This window comes from Enterobacter chengduensis, assembly GCF_001984825.2.
In the GTDB taxonomy this organism is placed as follows: domain Bacteria; phylum Pseudomonadota; class Gammaproteobacteria; order Enterobacterales; family Enterobacteriaceae; genus Enterobacter; species Enterobacter chengduensis.
Genome location: NZ_CP043318.1, coordinates 187,684 through 208,081 on the forward strand (window position 1 = coordinate 187,684; position 20,398 = coordinate 208,081).

General features: G+C 56.3%; 18 protein-coding genes and 2 pseudogenes. 10 read left to right on the forward strand and 10 right to left on the reverse strand.

Annotated elements, in window-relative coordinates:
• Positions 1-20 precede the first annotated feature (20 nt).
• The 4 genes from xylR to xylF all read right to left on the reverse strand — a co-directional run bounded on the left by xylR (position 21) and on the right by xylF (position 4,998).
• Entirely contained in the window at positions 21-1,199 is a 1,179-nt protein-coding gene (gene xylR / locus FY206_RS00910) for a D-xylose utilization transcriptional activator XylR (RefSeq protein ID WP_021242460.1), read from the reverse strand.
• 33 nt (positions 1,200-1,232) lie between these two features.
• Positions 1,233-2,414 carry a xylose ABC transporter permease XylH gene (gene xylH, locus FY206_RS00915; protein ID WP_032644467.1) on the reverse strand — a complete coding sequence of 394 codons (1,182 nt, stop codon included), beginning with the start codon at positions 2,412-2,414 and terminating at the stop codon, positions 1,233-1,235.
• On the reverse strand, positions 2,392-3,933 hold the full coding sequence (locus tag FY206_RS00920; protein WP_032644468.1) for a xylose ABC transporter ATP-binding protein: 1,542 nt from the start codon (positions 3,931-3,933) through the stop codon (positions 2,392-2,394). Before FY206_RS00920 ends, xylH begins: the two co-directional genes overlap by 23 nt.
• A 72-nt stretch (positions 3,934-4,005) precedes the next feature.
• Positions 4,006-4,998: a D-xylose ABC transporter substrate-binding protein gene (gene xylF / locus FY206_RS00925; protein ID WP_077064271.1), complete on the reverse strand. Its 993-nt coding sequence runs from the start codon at positions 4,996-4,998 to the stop codon at positions 4,006-4,008.
• A 371-nt stretch (positions 4,999-5,369) separates the two neighbouring features.
• On the opposite strand from xylF, the gene xylA reads away from it, so the two are divergent.
• From xylA to FY206_RS00945, 4 genes are all read left to right on the forward strand, one after another.
• Positions 5,370-6,692: a xylose isomerase gene (gene xylA, locus FY206_RS00930; RefSeq protein WP_086379673.1), complete on the forward strand. Its 1,323-nt coding sequence runs from the start codon at positions 5,370-5,372 to the stop codon at positions 6,690-6,692.
• A gap of 60 nt (positions 6,693-6,752) precedes the next feature.
• Positions 6,753-8,207: a xylulokinase gene (gene xylB / locus FY206_RS00935; RefSeq protein ID WP_032644470.1), complete on the forward strand. Its 1,455-nt coding sequence runs from the start codon at positions 6,753-6,755 to the stop codon at positions 8,205-8,207.
• Between the two features lie 103 nt (positions 8,208-8,310).
• The gene (locus FY206_RS00940) at positions 8,311-8,850 is read left to right on the forward strand and encodes an isochorismatase family protein (RefSeq protein ID WP_032644471.1); all 540 of its coding nucleotides are present in this window, start codon (positions 8,311-8,313) and stop codon (positions 8,848-8,850) included.
• Entirely contained in the window at positions 8,850-9,770 is a 921-nt protein-coding gene (locus tag FY206_RS00945; RefSeq protein ID WP_032644472.1) for a GlxA family transcriptional regulator, read from the forward strand. Before FY206_RS00940 ends, FY206_RS00945 begins: the two co-directional genes overlap by 1 nt.
• On the opposite strand, the gene FY206_RS00950 is transcribed toward FY206_RS00945, so the two are convergent.
• Entirely contained in the window at positions 9,763-10,758 is a 996-nt protein-coding gene (locus tag FY206_RS00950) for an acyltransferase (RefSeq protein WP_032644473.1), read from the reverse strand. The genes FY206_RS00945 and FY206_RS00950 overlap by 8 nt on opposite strands.
• A 183-nt stretch (positions 10,759-10,941) precedes the next feature.
• On the opposite strand from FY206_RS00950, the gene FY206_RS00955 reads away from it, so the two are divergent.
• From FY206_RS00955 to glyS, 3 genes are all read left to right on the forward strand, one after another.
• On the forward strand, positions 10,942-11,247 hold the full coding sequence (locus FY206_RS00955; protein WP_032644474.1) for a YsaB family lipoprotein: 306 nt from the start codon (positions 10,942-10,944) through the stop codon (positions 11,245-11,247).
• A gap of 160 nt (positions 11,248-11,407) precedes the next feature.
• A complete protein-coding gene (glyQ, locus tag FY206_RS00960) occupies positions 11,408-12,319 on the forward strand; it encodes a glycine--tRNA ligase subunit alpha (protein ID WP_003860141.1) in 912 nt (303 codons plus the stop codon).
• Positions 12,320-12,328: 9 nt separating this feature from the next.
• Positions 12,329-14,398 (forward strand): glycine--tRNA ligase subunit beta, encoded by a 2,070-nt coding sequence (gene glyS / locus FY206_RS00965; protein WP_032644475.1) that lies wholly within the window; start codon positions 12,329-12,331, stop codon positions 14,396-14,398.
• A gap of 93 nt (positions 14,399-14,491) precedes the next feature.
• On the opposite strand, the gene FY206_RS00970 is transcribed toward glyS, so the two are convergent.
• Both FY206_RS00970 and FY206_RS25755 read right to left on the reverse strand, forming a co-directional pair.
• Positions 14,492-14,902 (reverse strand): hypothetical protein, encoded by a 411-nt coding sequence (locus tag FY206_RS00970; RefSeq protein WP_284733920.1) that lies wholly within the window; start codon positions 14,900-14,902, stop codon positions 14,492-14,494.
• A pseudogene (locus FY206_RS25755) lies at positions 14,833-15,009 on the reverse strand (hypothetical protein); the annotation flags it as partial. The pseudogene FY206_RS25755 and the gene FY206_RS00970, both read right to left, overlap by 70 nt.
• A gap of 608 nt (positions 15,010-15,617) precedes the next feature.
• Here FY206_RS25755 and FY206_RS00975 point away from each other — a divergent pair.
• A pseudogene (locus tag FY206_RS00975) lies at positions 15,618-15,989 on the forward strand (ATP-binding cassette domain-containing protein); the annotation flags it as partial.
• Between the two features lie 257 nt (positions 15,990-16,246).
• On the opposite strand, the gene FY206_RS00980 reads toward FY206_RS00975, so the two are convergent.
• Positions 16,247-16,534 carry an HTH-type transcriptional regulator gene (locus FY206_RS00980; RefSeq protein ID WP_032644477.1) on the reverse strand — a complete coding sequence of 96 codons (288 nt, stop codon included), beginning with the start codon at positions 16,532-16,534 and terminating at the stop codon, positions 16,247-16,249.
• 332 nt (positions 16,535-16,866) lie between these two features.
• Between FY206_RS00980 and FY206_RS00985 the strand changes: the two genes are divergently transcribed.
• Both FY206_RS00985 and cspE read left to right on the forward strand, forming a co-directional pair.
• On the forward strand, positions 16,867-17,577 hold the full coding sequence (locus FY206_RS00985) for a DUF3053 domain-containing protein (protein ID WP_032644478.1): 711 nt from the start codon (positions 16,867-16,869) through the stop codon (positions 17,575-17,577).
• Between the two features lie 244 nt (positions 17,578-17,821).
• On the forward strand, positions 17,822-18,034 hold the full coding sequence (gene cspE / locus FY206_RS00990) for a transcription antiterminator/RNA stability regulator CspE (protein ID WP_003860775.1): 213 nt from the start codon (positions 17,822-17,824) through the stop codon (positions 18,032-18,034).
• A 58-nt stretch (positions 18,035-18,092) separates the two neighbouring features.
• Here cspE and ghrB read toward each other — a convergent pair whose 3' ends face one another.
• Both ghrB and FY206_RS01000 read right to left on the reverse strand, forming a co-directional pair.
• On the reverse strand, positions 18,093-19,067 hold the full coding sequence (ghrB, locus tag FY206_RS00995; RefSeq protein WP_045890264.1) for a glyoxylate/hydroxypyruvate reductase GhrB: 975 nt from the start codon (positions 19,065-19,067) through the stop codon (positions 18,093-18,095).
• Positions 19,068-19,093: 26 nt separating this feature from the next.
• Complete coding sequence (locus FY206_RS01000) at positions 19,094-20,374, reverse strand: MFS transporter (protein WP_032644480.1); 1,281 nt, start codon at positions 20,372-20,374, stop codon at positions 19,094-19,096.
• Positions 20,375-20,398: the final 24 nt, after the last annotated feature.

Consider the following 20,398-nt stretch of genomic DNA (forward strand, 5'->3'; position numbering starts at 1 on the left):
ATTTGAAGGCGTTTTCTTTTCTAAATCAGCACCTCGCTGTGGCGATCCCGGTACTCTTTTGGCGTGGTGTCATACTCTTTGCGGAACACCGAGTAGAAATATTGCAGCGACGGGTAACCGCACATCTGCGAGATTTCATTGATCGACAGCGATGTGGAAATGAGCAGGCTGCGGGCTTTCTCCAGCTTCTCCGCATGGATGACGGCATGGATGGTTTCGCCCACCTCTTCTTTAAAACGCTTCTCCAGATTCGAACGCGAAATGCCCACCGAATCCAGCACCTGATCGACCTTTATCCCTTTGCAGGCGTGGTTGCGAATATAGTGCATGGCCTGAATGACGGCCGGATCGCTTAAGGAGCGATAATCGGTTGAGCGGCGTTCTACGACGCGGACAGGCGGCACGAGCAGGCGCTGAAGCGGCAGAGATTCTTTATCCAGCAGACGATGCAGCAGCTTCGCCGCCTGATACCCCATCTGACGCGTGCCCTGCGCAACGGAGGAGAGCGCCACGCGGGAGAGATAGCGGGTAAGCTCTTCGTTATCAATGCCAATCACGCACAGCTTTTCCGGCACCGGAATGTGTAAATGTTCGCAGACCTGCAGCACGTGGCGCGCGCGTGCGTCCGTCACGGCAATAATCCCGGTTTGCGGCGGCAGCGTTTGCAGCCAGTCAGCGAGGCGGTTTTGCGCGTGCTGCCAGTTTTCCGGAGCCGTCTCCAGCCCCTGGTACACCACGCCGCGATACTTCTCCTGCGCGACCAGCTGGCAAAACGCGTGTTCACGCTCAACGGCCCAGCGCTTGCCGCTGGTGGCGGGTAAACCATAGAACGCGAAGCGGTGAACGCCTTTCTCTTTTAGATGGAGAAAGGCGGCCTCGACCAGGGCATGGTTATCGGTGGCAATATAGTGAACCGGCGGATAGTGTTCGGGGGAATGGTAGGAGCCGCCGACGCCCACGATCGGAACGTCGACGTCGGTCAGCAGCTGCTCAATGACGGGATCGTCGTAGTCGGCGATGACGCCATCCCCCAGCCAGTCTTTGATGTTCTCGAGACGAGTGCGGAAATCCTCTTCAATAAAGATATCCCACTCAGATTGCGACGCCTGCAAATATTCGCCAACGCCTTCTACCACCTGACGGTCGTAGGCTTTGTTGGCATTGAATAACAACGTAATGCGGTGACGCTTTTCAAACATGGCTCACTTCCCAATTAAGTCATAATACCGTTATCAGGCCCGTCGCTTGGTGGCCGAGTCCATCCAGACTGCCAGTAAAAGAATGGCCCCCTTGACGATATACTGCCAAAACGTCGGGACGTCCATCATACTCATTCCGTTATCCAACGACGCCATGATAAATGCCCCCATCACCGCGCCCGCGACGCTACCGATACCGCCTGCGAGGCTGGTGCCGCCAATGACGCAGGCGGCGATCGCATCCAGCTCGGCGATGTTACCGGCGGAGGGAGATCCGGCCCCCAGACGCGAGCTGAGGATCAACCCGGCGATAGCGACCATCAGGCCGTTAATGGCGAAGACCGCCAGCTTGGTACGCTCGACGTTAATACCCGAGAGGCGGGCAGCCTCAAGGTTGCCGCCAATGGCATAAATGCGGCGACCAAACGCGGTGCGCGTCGCCATAAACATGCCGCCCAACAGTAACAGTGCCAGCAGCAGGACCGGTGTCGGGACGCCGCGATAGTCATTCAGGAGCCAGATGGCGCCCAGCACAATGACCGCCGTGAGCGCCTGACGCCCCACCACCGACGTTGACGCAGGGGAAGCCAGCCCCAGCGCCTGACGACGGACGCGTCCCCGCCACTGCCATGCGACAAACGCCAGCAACCCCACCACGCCGAGAGTAAAACCCACGCCATCCGGGAGGTAGCTCTGACCAATTTGCGACATGGCCGCACTGGTCGGTGAGACGGTGGTGCCGTTAGTGATGCCGATTAAGATCCCGCGGAAGGCCAGCATTCCCGCCAGGGTGACAATAAACGATGGCACCTTACGGTAGGCAACCCACCAGCCGTTCCAGGCGCCCAGTACCAGCCCCAATACCAGCGTGACCGCCACGGTCAGCGGCAGCGGCCAGCCGAGCCAGACGTCAAAAATGGCCGCCACGCCGCCGAGAAGCCCCATCATCGAACCGACCGACAGGTCAATCTCCGCGGAGATAATCACGAACACCATGCCCACGGCCAGAATGCCGGTGATAGCGGTCTGGCGAAGCAGGTTGGAGACGTTACGCGCGCTCAGGTATGAGCCATCGGTCATCCAGGTAAAGAACAGCATGATGACGATAATTGCCGCGATCATGACAAAAACCTGCAGGTTTAGCGCTTTGAGCCCCGCGAACGCACCGGGCGTCGGGACGGCGACTTTGATATCAGACGGATTGCTTTTCGACATGACGTTCGCTCCTTAAAGCGGCTTCCATCACCTGCTCCTGCGTCAGGTTCTGGTTAATCAGGTTGGCTTTCAGTTTCCCCTCGTGCATGACCAGCACGCGGTCGCTCAGGCCGAGCACTTCGGGTAACTCAGACGAAATGACAATGACGGCAATCCCTTGCTGAACAAGCTGATTAATCAGTTTGTAGATTTCATATTTGGCACCGATATCGATTCCACGCGTCGGCTCATCAAGGATTAAAATGCGTGGGTTGAGAAGCAGGCAGCGCGCCAGAATCGCCTTCTGCTGGTTGCCGCCGCTCAGGCGGCCAATCGCCAGTTCCGGTGAAGAGGTTTTGACCTTCAGCCGGGCCAGCGACTGAAGAATACACTGCTGCTCTGCGGCATCGTCCAGGCTGCTCAGCGTGCCCGAGAACCGATCGAGTGCCGCAAGCGTAATGTTTTTCCCTACCGCCATGACGGGTACGATGCCGTCTTTTTTGCGATCTTCCGGCACCATAGCAATGCCGTGGGCAATCGCCTGCTGGCAGTTGTCAATTTTCACCGGCTGGCCGTCGATAAATATCGTGCCCTCCCAGCGCCCCGGCCACACGCCAAACAGACACTGCACGGCCTCCGTGCGCCCTGCGCCGACTAACCCGGCAATACCGAGAATTTCGCCGCTGTGAAGGGAAAATGAGATGTTATTCACGCGCTTGATGTGGCGGTTAACGGGGTGCCACGCGGTCAGGTTTTCCACGCGCAGGACTTCATCGCCCGTTGCGTGAGGTTCACTCGGGTAGAGCGCCGTCAGCTCGCGGCCCACCATCATGGTGATGATGTCATCTTCACTCATCCCTGCGGCTTCACGCGTGCCGATGTGTTGCCCGTCGCGGATCACGCAGATGGTGTCCGAAATGGCTTTCACCTCGTTCAGCTTGTGCGAAATGTAGATGCAGGCGATACCGTGGTTTTGCAGATCGCGAATGATATTGAGCAGAACCGCGGTTTCCTGTTCGGTGAGCGAGGCCGTGGGCTCATCAAGGATCAGCAGCCTGACCTGTTTATTGAGCGCCTTAGCGATTTCGACCAGCTGCTGCTGCCCCAGCCCCAGGTCCCCCACGCGCGTATTGGGTGAAATGTGGAGGCTCACCTGCGCCAGCAGCTTTTCACAGCGCAGCGTCATGGTGTCGTAGTCCAGCACGCCGTGGCGGGAAATTTCGGCTCCGAGGAAAATGTTCTCCAGCACGGTGAGATGCTTCACCAGCGCCAGCTCCTGGTGGATGATGGCGATGCCTTTACGTTCGGTATCGCGGATGTGTGTCGCCTGGATAACTTCACCGGCAAAGACGATTTCGCCTTCGTAGCTCCCGTGCGGGTAGATCCCGCACAGCACTTTCATCAGCGTTGACTTGCCCGAACCGTTCTCACCGCACAGCGAAACCACTTCGCCGGGGTTCAACCGGAGGCTGACGTTGTCGACGGCTTTCACCGCGCCGAAGCGTTTGGTGATGCTTTTCATTTCAAGTAAATAAGGCATAACCGCTCCACATAACCCGAGGGAAGAACAGCACAACGTGATGCGCCCCCGCAGAGCAGGGGCCGCGCCGGATTACAGTTCGCTCTTCTTGTGGAAACCATCTTTGATGACGGTGGCGTCAATGTTCTCTTTATTGACTTCTATTGGCGTGAGCAGACGGGCCGGAACGTCTTTAAGCCCGTTATTCAGGGTCGCATCTGCTTTAGGTTGCTTGCCATTACCCAGCTCCACGGCAATTTCTGCCGCCGTATTGGCAAGCTGGGTAATCGGTTTGTAGACCGTCATGGTCTGGGTGCCTGCGATAATACGTTTTACCCCGGCCAGATCGGCGTCCTGCCCTGAGATAGCGACTTTCCCCGCCAGACCCTGGGCGCTCAGCGCCTGAATGGCGCCGCCTGCGGTGGCATCGTTGGAGGCCACGACCGCATCAATTTTGTTGTTATTGGCCGTTAGCGCGTTTTCCATAATCTTCAGCGCGTTTTCTGGCAGCCAGCCGTCGGCCCATTGATCGCCGACCACCTTAATTTTCCCGTTATCAATGTACGGCTTAAGGACTTTCATTTGTCCTTCGCGGAACAGTTTGGCGTTGTTATCCACCGGCGAACCACCCATCAGGAAATAATTCCCCTGAGGCACTTTGTCGATCAGGCTTTGCGCCTGTAATTCGCCCACTTTTTCATTGTCGAACGAAATATAATAATCAATATCCGCATTATTAATCATGCGGTCATAGGCCAGCACTTTTATGCCTTCCTGCCTGGCTTCTTTCACCACGTTACTTAATACCTGGCCGTTATAGGGGATAATAACCAGCACATCAACGCCACGGTTAATCATATTCTCGATCTGCGACATTTGCGTTTCTTCGTTGCCGTTAGCCGACTGTACAAACACGCTGGCGCCGAGGGATTCTGCTTTCTTCACAAAAATATCGCGATCTTTTTGCCAGCGCTCCAGGCGCAGGTCATCAATGGCCATGCCAATTTTGACCTCTTTGGCCTGTCCTGCAAAGCTTGCAAGGAGGAGAGTAGTGCAGAGCGTTAGGGTCAGGTTCTTTATCTTCATAATTATTCTGCCTTTTTGTAGGGGGATGTGTTGCTGAGATAAAAGAAACATTCACTGCTGAGACGCAGCAAATTTTTAACGCGGAAAGGCGGGCTGGCAATTACAGATTTTTATCTTCTCATTACGATATTTGGTTTATTTCTGAATTTATGACCGCGATCGGATTTTAAAAAACGTAACGTCTTAATTACATTTGATTCTGGAATATGCGCCGAAAAATAGTTCGTTTGCGCATTATTTTGCGAGCCAGCGCACAGTTATGCATTCTCTCAATAGCAGTGTGAAATAACGTAATTGAGCAACCCAAAATGTCTATTCACTATTACTCCTGTATCAACGACTCGCCGCATACCCTGATTATGGAGCTCAATATGCAAGCTTATTTCGACCAACTCGATCGTGTTCGTTACGAAGGCCCAAAAACGGCCAATCCTTTAGCTTTTCGTCACTACAACCCGGATGAGCTGGTGCTGGGTAAGCGCATGGAAGATCATCTGCGCTTTGCCGCCTGTTACTGGCATACCTTCTGCTGGAACGGTGCCGATATGTTCGGCGTGGGTTCCTTTGACCGCCCATGGCAGCAGCCGGGCGAGGCTATCGAGCTGGCAAAGCGCAAAGCCGATGTGGCATTTGAGTTCTTCCACAAGCTGAACGTGCCGTACTACTGCTTCCATGACGTGGACGTGTCGCCGGAAGGCGCGTCGCTGAAAGAGTACCTGAACAACTTCGCGCAGATGGTAGACGTGCTGGCGGCGAAACAGCAGCAAAGCGGCGTGAAGCTGCTCTGGGGTACGGCAAACTGCTTCACCAATCCTCGCTACGGCGCGGGTGCAGCAACTAACCCTGACCCAGAGGTATTTAGCTGGGCGGCTACGCAGGTGGTGACGGCCATGAACGCCACGCATCAGCTGGGCGGCGAAAACTATGTCCTGTGGGGCGGCCGTGAAGGTTATGAAACCCTCCTGAACACCGACCTGCGTCAGGAGCGCGAGCAGATTGGCCGCTTTATGCAGATGGTTGTCGACCACAAGCATAAAATCGGCTTCCGCGGCACGCTGCTGATTGAGCCGAAACCGCAGGAACCGACGAAGCACCAGTATGACTACGACGTGGCGACGGTGTATGGCTTCCTGAAGCAGTTCGGTCTGGAAAAAGAGATTAAAGTTAACATTGAAGCAAACCACGCCACGCTGGCGGGCCACTCATTCCATCACGAGATTGCGTCTGCGATTGCGCTGGGCATTTTCGGCTCTGTGGATGCGAACCGAGGCGATGCGCAGCTGGGCTGGGATACAGACCAGTTCCCGAACAGCGTGGAAGAGAATGCGCTGGTGATGTATGAAATCATCAAGGCGGGCGGTTTCACCACCGGCGGCCTGAACTTTGACGCCAAGGTGCGTCGTCAGAGCACCGACAAATACGATCTGTTCTACGGCCACATTGGCGCAATGGACACCATGGCGCTGGCGCTGAAGGTGGCGGCTCGCATGATTGAAGACGGCGAGCTCGATAAACGCGTGGCGAAGCGCTACAGCGGCTGGAACAGTGAGCTGGGCCAGCAAATTTTGAAAGGCCAGTTATCGCTTGCGGACATCGCGAAGTACGCTGAACAACATCAGCTGGCACCGCAGCACCAGAGCGGGCACCAGGAGCTGCTGGAAAATCTGGTCAATCACTACCTGTTCGATAAATAACACCACGTAGGCCCGGTAAGCGCAGCGCCACCGGGCATTTTCAGTTAAGGAATCCACTATATGTACATCGGGATCGATCTTGGCACATCGGGTGTGAAAGCCATCCTGTTAAGCGAGCAGGGCGACGTGTTAGCCACGCAGACGGAAACGCTGCAGGTTTCACGTCCGCATCCGCTGTGGTCGGAACAGGATCCGGAGCAGTGGTGGCAGGCGACGGATCGCGCAATCAAAGCCTTAGGTGAGAAACATAGCCTTCGTAACGTGAAGGCGCTGGGCATTGCCGGACAAATGCACGGCGCTACGCTGCTGGATAGCCAGCATCGCGTGTTGCGTCCAGCGATACTCTGGAACGATGGCCGCTGTGCGGAAGAGTGCGCGCTTCTTGAGACGCGTGTACCCACGTCGCGTGAGATTACCGGCAACCTGATGATGCCCGGCTTTACCGCGCCCAAACTTCTGTGGGTGCAGCGACACGAGCCGGAGATTTTCCGTCAGGTGGCGAAAGTCCTGCTGCCGAAAGATTATCTGCGCTTTCGCATGACGGGCGATTTTGCCTCCGACATGTCCGATGCCGCCGGCACGATGTGGCTCGACGTGGCGAAACGCGACTGGAGCGAGGCGATGCTGGATGCCTGCCATCTGACCCGCGGACATATGCCCGCGCTGTTCGAAGGTAGTGAGGTGACAGGCACGCTGCTGCCAGCCGTTGCTGAACGCTGGAACATGCCTGCCGTACCGGTGGTGGCCGGGGGCGGCGATAATGCGGCGGGAGCTGTCGGCGTCGGCATGGTTGAGGCGGGGCAGGCGATGCTGTCGCTGGGAACGTCTGGCGTCTATTTTGCCGTCAGCGACGGGTATCGCAGCAATCCCGAAAGCGCTGTGCACAGTTTCTGCCATGCCCTTCCGGGGAAATGGCATTTGATGTCGGTGATGCTCAGCGCGGCGTCCTGCCTGGACTGGGCGGCAAAACTCACCGGCATGGCCGACGTGCCGTCGCTCATCTCTGCGGCGCAGCAGGCGGATGACGCTGCGGGAACGGTCTGGTTTTTACCGTATCTTTCCGGCGAACGAACGCCGCACAACAACCCGGAAGCGAAAGGGGTGTTCTTTGGCTTAACCCATCAGCATGGCCCGGCAGAACTGGCGCGTGCGGTTCTTGAAGGCGTAGGCTATGCGCTGGCTGACGGAATGGACGTAGTGCACGACTGCGGCCTGAAGCCCACGAGCGTCACCCTGATTGGCGGCGGCGCGCGAAGCCCTTACTGGCGACAGATGCTGGCCGACATCAGCGGTTTGCAGCTGGATTTCCGCACCGGAGGGGATGTCGGGCCCGCGCTGGGCGCCGCGCGGCTGGCGCAAATCGCCATGAACCCCGAAAAACCGCTTTCAACGCTGTTGCCACAGCTCCCGCTTGAACAGGCGCACTTGCCTGATGCGGCGAGCCATGCGCGGTACGCGGAAAGGCGCGACGTGTTCCGTAAAATCTACCAGCAGCTGCTGCCGCTGATGTCGTAAATTCGATTGTCCGACAGAGGCACGAGGATGTCCTTTTTTGGTCTGTGCGTGCCTTCCTTTCCTTGCCAGTATGGTGTCACACCCACTGGCGAGGAAATTTATCATGTCACGTACTGCGTTAATCAACATCGATACCCAGCAGTCATTTCACCATCGAAATTACTGGCAGGAAGGCGATATTCCCGACTTTCAGCAGGCGATGCAGGGGCTGATTGAAGGCTGCCAGGCGCACGGTATTCCGGTCGTGGATATTTTTCATGTCGACGAAGACGGCCCCTTCACGCTGCAAAGCGGCTATGTCAAACCGATGGCCTTTTTGCGTCATCAGCCGGATGTGGTTTTCCAGAAACACGTCCATAATGCCTTCACGGATACCGGGCTTGACCGCTGGCTGCGCGAGCGTGATATCAACAACGTGATTATCTGCGGCATCCGCACGGAACAATGCTGTGAAACCACCGCTCGGGTGGCATCCGATCTGGGGTATGCTGTGACCTTTGTGAGTGAGGCAACGCTGACGTTTCCCATGACCTACAAGGGCATTACCCTTAGCGCTGCGGAAATTCGCCATCGTACCGAAACGGTCCTGGCCGGGCGTTTTGCCGAAATTAAAACGGTAGCGGAGACGCTGGAGTCACTGTAATGCGCATCGACGTCTGGTTCGTGATGTTGCCCGGGGTGCTGTCATTAGACATGACCGGCCCGGCAGAAACCTTTGTGCTGGCGGGCGACGCGTTTCGTCTGCACTACATTGGGCCGCAACCGGACGTTCCAACGTCTATAGGCCTGACGATGAGCGGCATCCAGCCGCTGCCGGAGCGTCTCCCGGCAGGTAGCCTGCTGGTATTACCCGGCGTGAGCGACTCCCGTACTCAGTTTTCCACGCCGCAGGCGCAGCTGATCCAGCACTGGCTGATGCGCCTGCAGCCGCAGATCCAGCGCCAGGACATCACGGTGATGTGCGTCTGTTCAGGCGCGCTGCTGGCGGCGAAATCGGGCCTGCTGAACAACCGACAGTGCACAACCCACCATGACGTTATCAGCCGTTTACGCACCGCGTCCCCCACGGCGACGATCAAAGAAAACCGTATCTTTGTGCAGGATGAGAACATCTGGACCAGCGCGGGGATCACCTCGGGCATCGATCTGGCGCTGCACATGATTAACCGCCTGTGCGGCCCCGAAAAGGCCCTGGCCGTGGCGCGTGAGATGGTGGTGTGGTTCCGCCGTTCCGGTGACGATCCCCAGCTTTCGCCGTGGCTACGCTATCGCAACCATCTTCACCCGGCGATCCATCGGGCGCAGGACGCGCTCACCGCCGAGCCGCAAAAAGCGTGGAGCGTACCTGACGTTGCCGCCCTGGCGCACGTTAGCCCGCGCCATCTCACCCGGCTGTTTCAGTCACATTTAGGCATTAGCGTTCGCGACTATCTGGAACAGCTGCGCCTGGCGGTGGCGGAGCAGTGGCTATTGCAGGGGCGCGGCGTGGAACAGGCTTCGCTGGCGGCAGGGTTTTCCTCCCCACGCCAGTACCATCGCGCCCGCCAGCGAACCGTTAGCTGACGAAGCGGCGAGTATCTATTTTTTGCAGCAGCATCGACAGCAGCAGGCTGATCGCCAGCGTGGCGGCAAAAATCCAGACAATATCCAGCACCGGCCAGCTCTTTAGCTCAACGCCTCGGGTGCGCAGGGCGTGGATCACCAGCGCGTGAAAACCATAAATTCCGAGCGAGTGCCGCGAAATCACGCTCAGTAAAGGGAGTGGCCGCGCGTTGAGCGTGTTTTTAACGAGCGTAAGCAGCGAGACGGCACAGATAAAGACCATCGGTCCACAATACAGGTACCAGGTATCGGCAAAATTGCCGCGCCACTGCAGTTCATGCAGCGTCCCGCGTGAAATCACCGCCACGCCAGCGATAAACAGCGCTCCGCAGAGCCAGTTCAGACCGCGTTTTTGCGTGTCCATCATCCCGATGGCGCGCCCCAGCATGCCGTAAAGCACGTAGTAGAAGGTGTCGCCGTTGATATAGAGATTGATCGGCAACCACTCAAATCCGTCGATTTTCTGTGAGACCGTATTCGGGTTGGCGATAATGCCTATCACCACCATCAGGGCCAGCAGCATTTTCCCGCTGACGTTTTTCACCTGAATAAGGGGAGAAACCAGGTAGATAACGATAATGGCGAAGAAGAACCACAGGTGGTAGAACACCGGTTTTTGCAGCACGTATTTGAGCGATAGCCCGGCGTTAATGGAGGTGAACAGGGTGATGTAAATCAAGGCAATGGCGCTGTAAAACCCCAGGCAGGCCGCGATGCGGATAAAGTGCCTCGGCTGCGCGCTGCGCTCGCCAAAAAAGAGAAAGCCGGAAATCATAAAGAACAGCGGCACGCTGACGCGCGACGCAGCGTTGAGAATATTGGCGATATCCCAGTTAACGGGGCTGACGCTGTGGGCATTCGTGACGTACCAGGTCGTCGTGTGGATCATGACCACCATCAGACACGCTATTCCTCGCAGGTTATCAATCCAGTTAATTTTTGACTGCATCAGTTCCTCGTTTTCCCTGTAAATTGAGTGTGACTGCCATTGTCCAAAAGTCTTCGCCTGGAAAACTCTGAGTTTTATTCTGCAGGCTTGTCGGGAGACCGCGAGATTCGCAGAATGCCGGACCATAATCTATAAAAGCGTTGATACTAAAAATAACAGCCGCTGACCAGGACGGTAATAAAAATGATGATGAAGCGTGTGGCGTCACTCTTTCTGCTGTTAATCCTGGCGGGATGCAGTGCGCCGCAAGAAGCACCTGTGCAAAAAGCGCAGCAGGGTAAAATGAGCCCGGAACGTTCGCTGAACATGGAAGAGCTTTGTAAAGATCGCGCTGCTCGCCGCTATAATTCGGACGTGCAGAAAATTGACGTCACCGGATTTGAGCGTTTTCAGGGAAGCTATGAGCTGCGGGGCCATACGTCGCGCAAAGAGGCCTTTGTCTGCTCGTTTGATGCGGACGGTCAGTTTTTACACCTCTCCATGCGCTAGCCTGCTCGTATAATCAGCAGCCAGACGCCGTCAGCGTTCTGGCCGGAAGGCTTATTTCCCAATTTTCCCTAAACAACCCCGTTTCGTACTGTATATCTTGCAGCCAGCGGGTATACTGGTCCCTTCCATTTAAAACCACACGTATCCAGCACGAAATACTATGCAAAAGTTTGATACCAAGACCTTCCAGGGCCTGATCCTGACCTTACAGGATTACTGGGCTCGTCAGGGCTGTACCATTGTTCAACCTTTGGACATGGAAGTCGGCGCCGGCACTTCACACCCGATGACCAGCCTGCGCGCGTTGGGGCCTGAGCCAATGGCGACCGCGTATGTGCAGCCTTCACGTCGTCCGACCGATGGTCGTTACGGTGAAAACCCGAACCGTCTGCAGCATTACTATCAGTTCCAGGTGGTGATTAAGCCATCACCCGACAACATTCAGGAACTGTACCTCGGGTCGCTGAAAGAGCTGGGTATGGATCCCACCATCCACGACATCCGTTTCGTGGAAGATAACTGGGAAAACCCAACGCTGGGTGCCTGGGGTCTGGGTTGGGAAGTGTGGCTGAACGGTATGGAAGTGACCCAGTTCACTTACTTCCAGCAGGTGGGTGGTCTGGAATGTAAGCCGATCACCGGTGAAATCACCTACGGTCTGGAACGTCTGGCGATGTACATTCAGGGCGTAGACAGCGTTTACGACCTGGTCTGGAGCGACGGCCCGCTGGGTAAAACCACCTACGGCGACGTGTTCCATCAGAACGAAGTGGAGCAATCCACCTATAACTTCGAATACGCGGACGTGGACTTCCTGTTCACCTGCTTCGAGCAGTACGAGAAAGAAGCGCAGCAGCTGCTGGCGCTGGAGACTCCGCTGCCGCTGCCTGCCTACGAGCGTATTCTGAAGGCCGCCCACAGCTTCAACCTGCTGGACGCCCGCAAAGCCATCTCCGTGACTGAACGTCAGCGCTACATTCTGCGTATTCGTACCCTGACCAAAGCCGTTGCAGAAGCTTACTACGCGTCCCGTGAAGCCCTTGGCTTCCCGATGTGCAACCGAAACAAATAAGAGGCGGCCATGTCTGAGAAAACTTTCCTGGTGGAAATCGGCACCGAAGAGCTGCCACCAAAAGCCCTGCGCAGCCTGGCTGAATCTTTCGCTGCGAACGTGACCGCCGAGCTGGATAACGCTGGCCTGGCGCACGGTAAAATTGAGTGGTTTGCCGCGCCGCGCCGTCTGGCGCTGAAAGTGGCAAATCTGGCGGCGTCTCAGCCGGATCGCGAAGTCGAAAAACGTGGCCCGGCGATTGCCCAGGCGTTCGACGCGGAAGGCAAGCCGAGCAAAGCGGCGGAAGGCTGGGCGCGCGGCTGCGGCATCACCGTCGATCAGGCCGAGCGTCTGACCACCGACAAAGGCGAATGGCTGCTCTATCGTGCCCATGTGAAAGGCGAAAGCGCAGAAGCGCTGCTGCCGGACATGATTGCCACGTCGCTGGCGAAGCTGCCAATTCCTAAGCTGATGCGCTGGGGCGCGTCCGACGTCCACTTCGTGCGTCCGGTTCACACCGTGACCCTGCTGCTGGGCGACACCGTTATCCCGGCGACCATTCTGGGCGTCGCGTCCGATCGCGTGATCCGCGGCCATCGCTTTATGGGCGAGCCAGAGTTCACCATCGACAATGCCGACCAGTATCCGCAGATCCTGCTGGAGCGCGGCAAGGTCATTGCCGACTACGAACAGCGTAAAGCGAAAATCAAAGCGGACGCCGAAGAAGCGGCGCGCAAGATTGGCGGTAACGCCGATCTTAGCGACAGCCTGCTGGAAGAAGTGACCTCGCTGGTGGAATGGCCGGTAGTGCTGACCGCGAAGTTCGAAGAGAAGTTCCTGGCCGTTCCGGCAGAAGCGCTGGTCTACACCATGAAGGGTGACCAAAAGTACTTCCCGGTCTATGCCAACGACGGCAAGCTGCTGCCAAACTTTATCTTCGTGGCAAACATCGAATCGAAAGATCCGATCCAGATTATCTCCGGTAACGAGAAAGTGGTGCGTCCGCGTCTGGCGGATGCCGAGTTCTTCTTCAATACCGACCGTAAAAAGCGTCTGGAAGATAACCTGCCGCGCCTGCAAACCGTGCTGTTCCAGCAGCAGCTGGGTACGCTGCGCGACAAGACCGACCGCATTGCGGAGCTGTCCGGCTGGATTGCCCGCGAAATCGGTGCCGACGTCAACCACGCGACCCGTGCGGGCCTGCTGTCAAAATGCGACCTGATGACCAACATGGTGTTCGAGTTTACCGACACCCAGGGCGTGATGGGCATGCACTACGCGCGTCACGATGGCGAAGCGGAAGACGTGGCGGTTGCCCTGAACGAGCAGTATCAGCCGCGCTTTGCGGGTGACGAACTGCCGTCCAACCCGGTTGCCTGCGCTGTCGCCATTGCCGATAAGATGGACACCCTGGCGGGTATCTTCGGTATCGGCCAGCATCCGAAAGGCGACAAAGATCCGTTTGCGCTGCGTCGTGCCGCGCTGGGCGTGCTGCGTATCATCGTTGAGAAGAACCTGAACCTCGATCTGCAGACCCTGACCGAAGAAGCGGTGCGTCTGTACGGCGACAAGCTGACCAACGCGAAGGTTGTGGATGACGTGATCGACTTTATGCTCGGTCGTTTCCGCGCGTGGTATCAGGACGAAGGTTACACCGTTGACACCATTCAGGCGGTGCTGGCGCGTCGTCCGACCCGTCCGGCTGATTTCGATGCACGTATGAAGGCGGTGTCCCACTTCCGCACGCTGGAAGCGGCATCTGCTCTGGCCGCAGCCAACAAGCGTGTCTCCAACATTCTGGCGAAATCCGACGAGACGCTGAACGAGCGCGTGAACGCCGCGACGCTGAAAGAGCCGGAAGAGATCGCCCTGGCGATGCAGGTTGTGGTGCTGCGCGACAAGCTCGAGCCGTACTTCGCGGAAGGCCGCTACCAGGAAGCGCTGGTGGAGCTGGCGGAACTGCGTGACGTGATTGATGCGTTCTTCGAGAAAGTGATGGTGAACGTAGAAGACAAAGAGCTGCGTATTAACCGTCTCTCTATGCTTGAGAAACTGCGCGAGCTGTTCCTGCGCGTGGCGGATATTTCGCTGCTGCAGTAATGTGCCCGTTGTTACAAATGCTAAAAACCCGCTTCGGCGGGTTTTTTTATGGGTCTTTTGTAGGTCGGATAAGCGCGGCGTCATCCGGCAGGTTTAGCCGATCGCGATTGTGCCTTCGTCTGTCTGCAGCCAGCGCGGTGCCTTCAGCGTATCGGTAAAGTAGCTGACCAGTTCACACAGCAAATCTTCCATCACGATTTCAGACTGTCGCGGCAGTGAGCCGTTCATCAGCAATTGCGTAATCTCCTGACAGTAGCGCCCCAGCTGATCGCATTCGGGTTCGAAAGCCGGAACGCGTGACGGGAGTTCTTCCACGGTCAGGCTGGCTTTTAAATGTTCTGGAATAGCGTCCAGCAGCGTCGGTTGCAGAAGCGCCAGACAGGCGGAGAGTCGGCCGTAGAGCGCCATTTTCTGGATGGGCTCTTCGCACTCAATCAGCGCATCGGTAAAGCGTTCGCAGTTATCCGCCAGTTGGGTGAAATCGGTGGCGTGGTTGAAGGGCAGGGTGAATAAAGAATGAGCTTGGGTTGGGGTAGTAGCCATATTGGCAGCCTCCGATAAGTGATAAAGCTTCCACCACCGGAAATGCTAACTTCGCTGGTGGTGGACTGAACAGAGTTAGCATTACCGGCCTTATCGGATACCGGCGCATCTTTCGATGCCCCTGCTCAGCCCACCATTGAGATGTAGCAAAGCATGCTGCACATAATGTGCCGCCGATAAGATAAGCCAGGATGCTAAACCCGACACCTGATTTTGCAGGTGCGAAGAGAACTTACTGCTCATCAAAACAGGCGGCAACAGATTTGAGCTATGCCACTGAGGATATTACCATTTCTGGAAAGAGGCTCGCAAAATTACCGCAATGAAAAGCATACTGCGGGCAGAGGTCTTACAGCGACGCTATGGTCCGGCTGTAAATCGCTGGCACGTTCACGGGTATTGTCGTTACAGAGTAGCAAGGAACATAAAGTGAACGGAATGACCACCAGAGCCGTATGTTCCCCCTCACCCCAGCCCTCTCCCAAAGAGAGAGGGAGTTTAAATCGCCCAAAATTTAACCTTAAAACCTTCAACACATTACCGTTATCCTTACTCCCGTTAACGTTCTCGCGCTGGAGTGCCCCCCAAAAATGAACAAACACGACTGATGAATTTCGATCCTTGCTAAACGCCACCGCGTCGGCAGGGGATGTTTTGATTTCATTCAGGAGTGCTTATGGCTCATTTTGCGCAGTCCCCTTCTTTTATTCTGCATCAGGTCACCTGTCAGTTTCCGACGGGCGATACCCTCTTTGGTCCGCTGAATCTTTCACTGGAACCCGCCCTGTGCGCGCTGGTTGGCCGCAACGGCAGCGGGAAAACGCGTCTGCTGCGCCTGCTGGCGGGGCTTGATGAACCGGCAGGCGGGCATATCGAACGTATCGGAACGCAGGTCTATGTGGCGCAGCAGCAGAACATTTTGCCGGATACGACGCTCGCTGAGCTGCTCGGGTACGAAGCCATCTTCGCGGCGCGAGCGCGTATCGACAGCGGAGGGTATCAGCCTGACGATCTGGAAACGCTTGATGGCTTCTGGGATTTAGCAGAACGCCTGAGCGGGGCGTTTACGGCTAACGCGGATTTTATGCTGCTGGACGAACCCACTAACCATCTGGATCTGGCCTCGGTCGAGGCCATTGAAGCGGCGCTGGCCGATTTTCCCGGCGCACTGCTGGTAGTATCACACGATGAGGCTTTTTTAAGAGGCTTAACGTTAACGCATGAGCTGGTGTGGGAAGAGGCGGGCTGGCATTGCGAAAGCCTGTAAACACAAGCCCCCGCAAAGGCGGGGGCGTTCAAACGTTACTACGCTATCTGTTTGCTGAGTGCAGGGTTAGCCTGAATCAGGCTCATCAGCTTTAGCTCGGTTGGGGTGGGTTTCTCTCGTTTTGACTCCCACTCCTGGACCATCGCCACGCTGACACCCATCGCTCTGGCGAATTCTTCGGTCTTCAGCCCTGTCCCTTTGCGCAATTGCTCGTATTCTGTAAAGGGATTGGATTTTTGCTGCAGGGTAATCGTCTGCGGTACATCTTTAAAAACGATCTGTTCCAGGCTGCTCAGCAGCTCAAACTCAGGATCTTTATATTCCATTGAGGACTCCTCTTAAATCTCACATCGTGATCAAGAACATCAGAGAGCCAATTAAGAATAGCCCCTAATATTAACCCAGGATCGTCACGGGTGTGATTAATCGTGCGGTAACGATCGCTTTACCCGATTCAGCAATATGGACAGTTATGCTAATTCCCTGATTAGTCATACGTCGGCTTCGTCAGGTATTTTTTTGTAAATGGTAAGAAATAAATCGGCAATAGCCGTTTTGCATGAAAAAAGTATCTTGCAAGGCTGACCTGGACTATCCTTGTAAGCCGTCGGGCACGCGTGTGCCGGTGTGCGCTTTTTTGGGTGAAAGGAGTAATAAAATGGCGACAGGAAAGTCCTGCTCTCGCTGGTTTGCGCCTATTGCGGCGTTGTTGATGGTTGTTAGCCTGAGTGGGTGTTTTGATAAAGAAGGCGATCAGCGCAAAGCGTTTATCGATTTTCTGCAGAATACAGTGATGCGCAGCGGCGAGCGGTTACCGACGCTGACTGCGGATCAGAAAAAACAGTTTGGTCCCTTCGTGTCCGATTACGCCATTCTTTATGGGTATTCACAGCAGGTGAGCCAGGCGATGGATTCCGGTATCCGCCCGGTCGTAGATAGCGTCAACGCCATCCGCGTTCCGCAGGATTATGTGACGCAGCGTGAACCGCTTCGCCAGTCTAACGGTGCGCTTGGCGTGCTGAGCCAGCAGCTACAGAATGCGAAAATGCAGGCTGACGCGTCACGTTCTGCCCTGAAGCAGGGTGACGATCTCAAGCCGGTCTTCGACAAAGTGTATGAGAAAGTGGTGACTAAGCCTTCTGAAGCGCTGCAACCGCTGATCCCGGCCGCGCAAATCTTCACGCAGCAGCTGGTTCAGGTGGGCGACTTTATCGCCCAGCAGAATACGCAGGTGAGCTTTGTTGCCAACGGCATTCAGTTCCCGACCTCGCAGCAGGCAAGCCAGTACAATACGCTGATTGGGCCGCTGGCCTCCCAGCATCAGGCCTTCAGCCAGGCCTGGAGCGCCGCAGTCGCGGCCACAGAATAAAACGAAAACCCCGCTTCCGGCGGGGTTTTTTATTCATATTGAAAATAACGCTTGTCATTACACTACCACATCGGTATAACTATCCCCGTCGGTTTGTTACACAGACCTAAAGCAGTTTAGTTAAGCAGTCCAGATTGTTATCCATAGATACCCTTCGTAGTGACCCTTCCTTCATCGCTTAAAAATCTGTAACGCAATCCATCAAGCCGGAAGGCACAATATATTTGTTAATTAAGGTAATTCTATGTCTGCTAAAATGACTGGTCTGGTAAAATGGTTCAACGCTGATAAAGGTTTCGGCTTCATCACTCCTGACGATGGCTCAAAAGACGTGTTCGTACACTTCTCTGCTATCCAGAACGATGGCTACAAATCTCTGGACGAAGGTCAGAAAGTGTCCTTCACCATCGAAAGCGGCGCTAAAGGCCCAGCAGCTGGTAACGTTGTAAGCCTGTAAGCTTCCAACCCAGTAGCACAAAATTCAAAAACCCGCCTTCTGGCGGGTTTTTTCGTTTCTACTGCTGGACCTGCGGGTTCACGCAGTTCTTATCCACCTTTCCACCCAGCGCGGCTATAAGGTTGTCTACCGCCGTCGCCGCCATGTTGTAGCGCGTCTCGTGCGTGGCAGAGCCGATGTGGGGCAGGGCAACGACGTTTGGCATGATCAGCAGTGGCGAATCCACCGGCAGCGGCTCCTGCTCAAACACGTCCAGACCTGCGGCATGGATCTCACCGTTTTGCAGCGCTTCAATCAGCGCCTGCTCGTCCACCACCGGGCCACGACCCGCGTTGATGAAAATGGCGGATTTCTTCATTTTTTCAAACGCGGTTTTGCCGATCAGGTGACGCGTTTCGTCCGTTAACGGCAGGATCAGGCAGACAAAATCGGCTTCCTGCAGCAGGGTATCCAGCTCGCAGTAGCGCGCGTTGAAGCGTTCTTCGGCTTCATCGTGATGGCGGCGCGCGTTGTACAGTATCGGCATGTTGAAGCCAAAATGCGCGCGCTGTGCCAGCGCCAGCCCGATACGCCCCATGCCCACAATCCCCAGCGTTTTGCCGTGAACGTCCACGCCGAACCAGTCCGGGCCAATGCTTTTTGTCCATTCGCCCGCTTTGACGCGCTCGGCAACTTCCACCACGCGACGGGCCGTGGTGAGCACCAGCGCCATCAGCGTGTCGGCCACGGTTTCCGTCAGGGCATGCGGCGTATGCATCAGCAGGATCCTGCGGGCGTTCAGGGCCTCCACGTCGAAGTTGTCGTAGCCCACGGAAACGGTGGAGGTCGCACGAAGCTTCGGCATTTTCTCCAGCAGGGCGATATCCACTTTCTCGCTTGAACCCAGCAGGCCTTCGGCGCTGGCGAACGCGTCGGCGTGCTGCGCCACGGTCTCCGGGCGCAGGTCCTTCACCTGCGTGACGGTGAAGTGTTCTTCCAGGCGTTTCTGCAGATCTTCCGGCAGGGCTTTATACAAAATGACGGACGGCTTCATGCTAATCTCCGTTGATTTTTAAGGATTCAGGCGTGGCGTGCGCCGACTGGGTGCTGTTGATTATTAGCAGGCTTAACAATCAGAGTAAGCCATACCGAGGCGAAAAGCGCCACCCCCATAAAGATGTACGATGCGGACGGACTGCCGGTGGCACCGTTCAGGTAACCCACGAACCAGGAGCCGCAGAACGAACCCAGCGCGCCCATGCTGTTAATCAGCGCCATCGCGCCGCCCGCCACGTTACGCGGCAGCATTTCCGGGATGATGGCAAAGAACGGTCCGTACGGGGCGTACATGGCCGCACCGGCAATGACCAGCAGGGTATAAGAGGCCCAGAAATGGTTCGCACCTACGGCCCAGGAGCCAATGAACGCAAAGGCTGCGATCAGCAGCAGCGGCCAGACGAACAGCTTGCGGTTTTGCAGCTTATCCGACGCCCACGAGGCGACAATCATGGCGATGGTCGCGGCCAGGTAAGGTACTGAAGAGAGCCAGCCAACTTCGACCATGCCCAGGTTCTCGCCGCCGCTGCGGATAATCGACGGCAGCCACAGCACAAAGCCGTACACGCCAATGCTCCAGGTAAAATACTGCGCGCAGAGCAGGATTACGTTACGCGAGCGGAAGGCTTCACCGTAGTTACGTACCGCCTTCAGACCCTGCTGTTCTTTGTCCAACTGCGCCTGCAGCGCCGCTTTTTCATCTTCGGAAAGCCATTTCGCCTGGGCAGGCTTATCTTTTACCAGCACCCACCAGCAGAATGCCCAGATCACTGCCGGCACCCCTTCGATGATAAACATTTCGCGCCAGCCGAAGGACTGGATCAGATAGCCCGATACCACCGACATCCACAGCACCGTGACCGGATTACCGAGGATCAGGAAGGTATTCGCGCGCGAGCGTTCAGATTTGGTAAACCAGTTGCTGATGTAGATCAGCATCGCCGGCATGACCGCCGCCTCAACGACGCCGAGGATAAAGCGAATGGCGGCCAGGGCAGGAATATTGTTCACCACGCCGGTCAGCGACGCGCAGGCGCCCCACAGGATCAGGCAGACGAAGATCAGCTTACGCACGCTGCGGCGTTCCGCGTAAATCGCGCCGGGGATCTGGAAGAAGAAGTAGCCCAGGAAGAAGAGGGCGCCCAGCAGGGATGAGACGCCCTTAGTGATCCCGAGGTCTTCGGTGATCCCCGCCGCGGACGCGAAGCTGAAGTTGGCACGATCGAGGTACGCCAGGCTGTACGTGATAAACACGATTGGCATGATGTACCACCAGCGTTTTACTGCATTGGTCGAACTGTTCATAGGCTTGCCTCTGTTGTTGAGGTT

Bases quoted from the DNA above. Each gene is read 5' to 3' on its own strand.
- xylR (WP_021242460.1), bottom strand. From the start codon at position 1,199: ATGTTTGAAAAGCGTCACCGCATTACGTTGTTATTCAATGCCAACAAA.
- xylH (WP_032644467.1), bottom strand. From the start codon at position 2,414: ATGTCGAAAAGCAATCCGTCTGATATCAAAGTCGCCGTCCCGACGCCC.
- FY206_RS00920 (WP_032644468.1), bottom strand. From the start codon at position 3,933: ATGCCTTATTTACTTGAAATGAAAAGCATCACCAAACGCTTCGGCGCG.
- xylF (WP_077064271.1), bottom strand. From the start codon at position 4,998: ATGAAGATAAAGAACCTGACCCTAACGCTCTGCACTACTCTCCTCCTT.
- xylA (WP_086379673.1), top strand. From the start codon at position 5,370: ATGCAAGCTTATTTCGACCAACTCGATCGTGTTCGTTACGAAGGCCCA.
- xylB (WP_032644470.1), top strand. From the start codon at position 6,753: ATGTACATCGGGATCGATCTTGGCACATCGGGTGTGAAAGCCATCCTG.
- FY206_RS00940 (WP_032644471.1), top strand. From the start codon at position 8,311: ATGTCACGTACTGCGTTAATCAACATCGATACCCAGCAGTCATTTCAC.
- FY206_RS00945 (WP_032644472.1), top strand. From the start codon at position 8,850: ATGCGCATCGACGTCTGGTTCGTGATGTTGCCCGGGGTGCTGTCATTA.
- FY206_RS00950 (WP_032644473.1), bottom strand. From the start codon at position 10,758: ATGCAGTCAAAAATTAACTGGATTGATAACCTGCGAGGAATAGCGTGT.
- FY206_RS00955 (WP_032644474.1), top strand. From the start codon at position 10,942: ATGATGATGAAGCGTGTGGCGTCACTCTTTCTGCTGTTAATCCTGGCG.
- glyQ (WP_003860141.1), top strand. From the start codon at position 11,408: ATGCAAAAGTTTGATACCAAGACCTTCCAGGGCCTGATCCTGACCTTA.
- glyS (WP_032644475.1), top strand. From the start codon at position 12,329: ATGTCTGAGAAAACTTTCCTGGTGGAAATCGGCACCGAAGAGCTGCCA.
- FY206_RS00980 (WP_032644477.1), bottom strand. From the start codon at position 16,534: ATGGAATATAAAGATCCTGAGTTTGAGCTGCTGAGCAGCCTGGAACAG.
- FY206_RS00985 (WP_032644478.1), top strand. From the start codon at position 16,867: ATGGCGACAGGAAAGTCCTGCTCTCGCTGGTTTGCGCCTATTGCGGCG.
- cspE (WP_003860775.1), top strand. From the start codon at position 17,822: ATGTCTGCTAAAATGACTGGTCTGGTAAAATGGTTCAACGCTGATAAA.
- ghrB (WP_045890264.1), bottom strand. From the start codon at position 19,067: ATGAAGCCGTCCGTCATTTTGTATAAAGCCCTGCCGGAAGATCTGCAG.
- FY206_RS01000 (WP_032644480.1), bottom strand. From the start codon at position 20,374: ATGAACAGTTCGACCAATGCAGTAAAACGCTGGTGGTACATCATGCCA.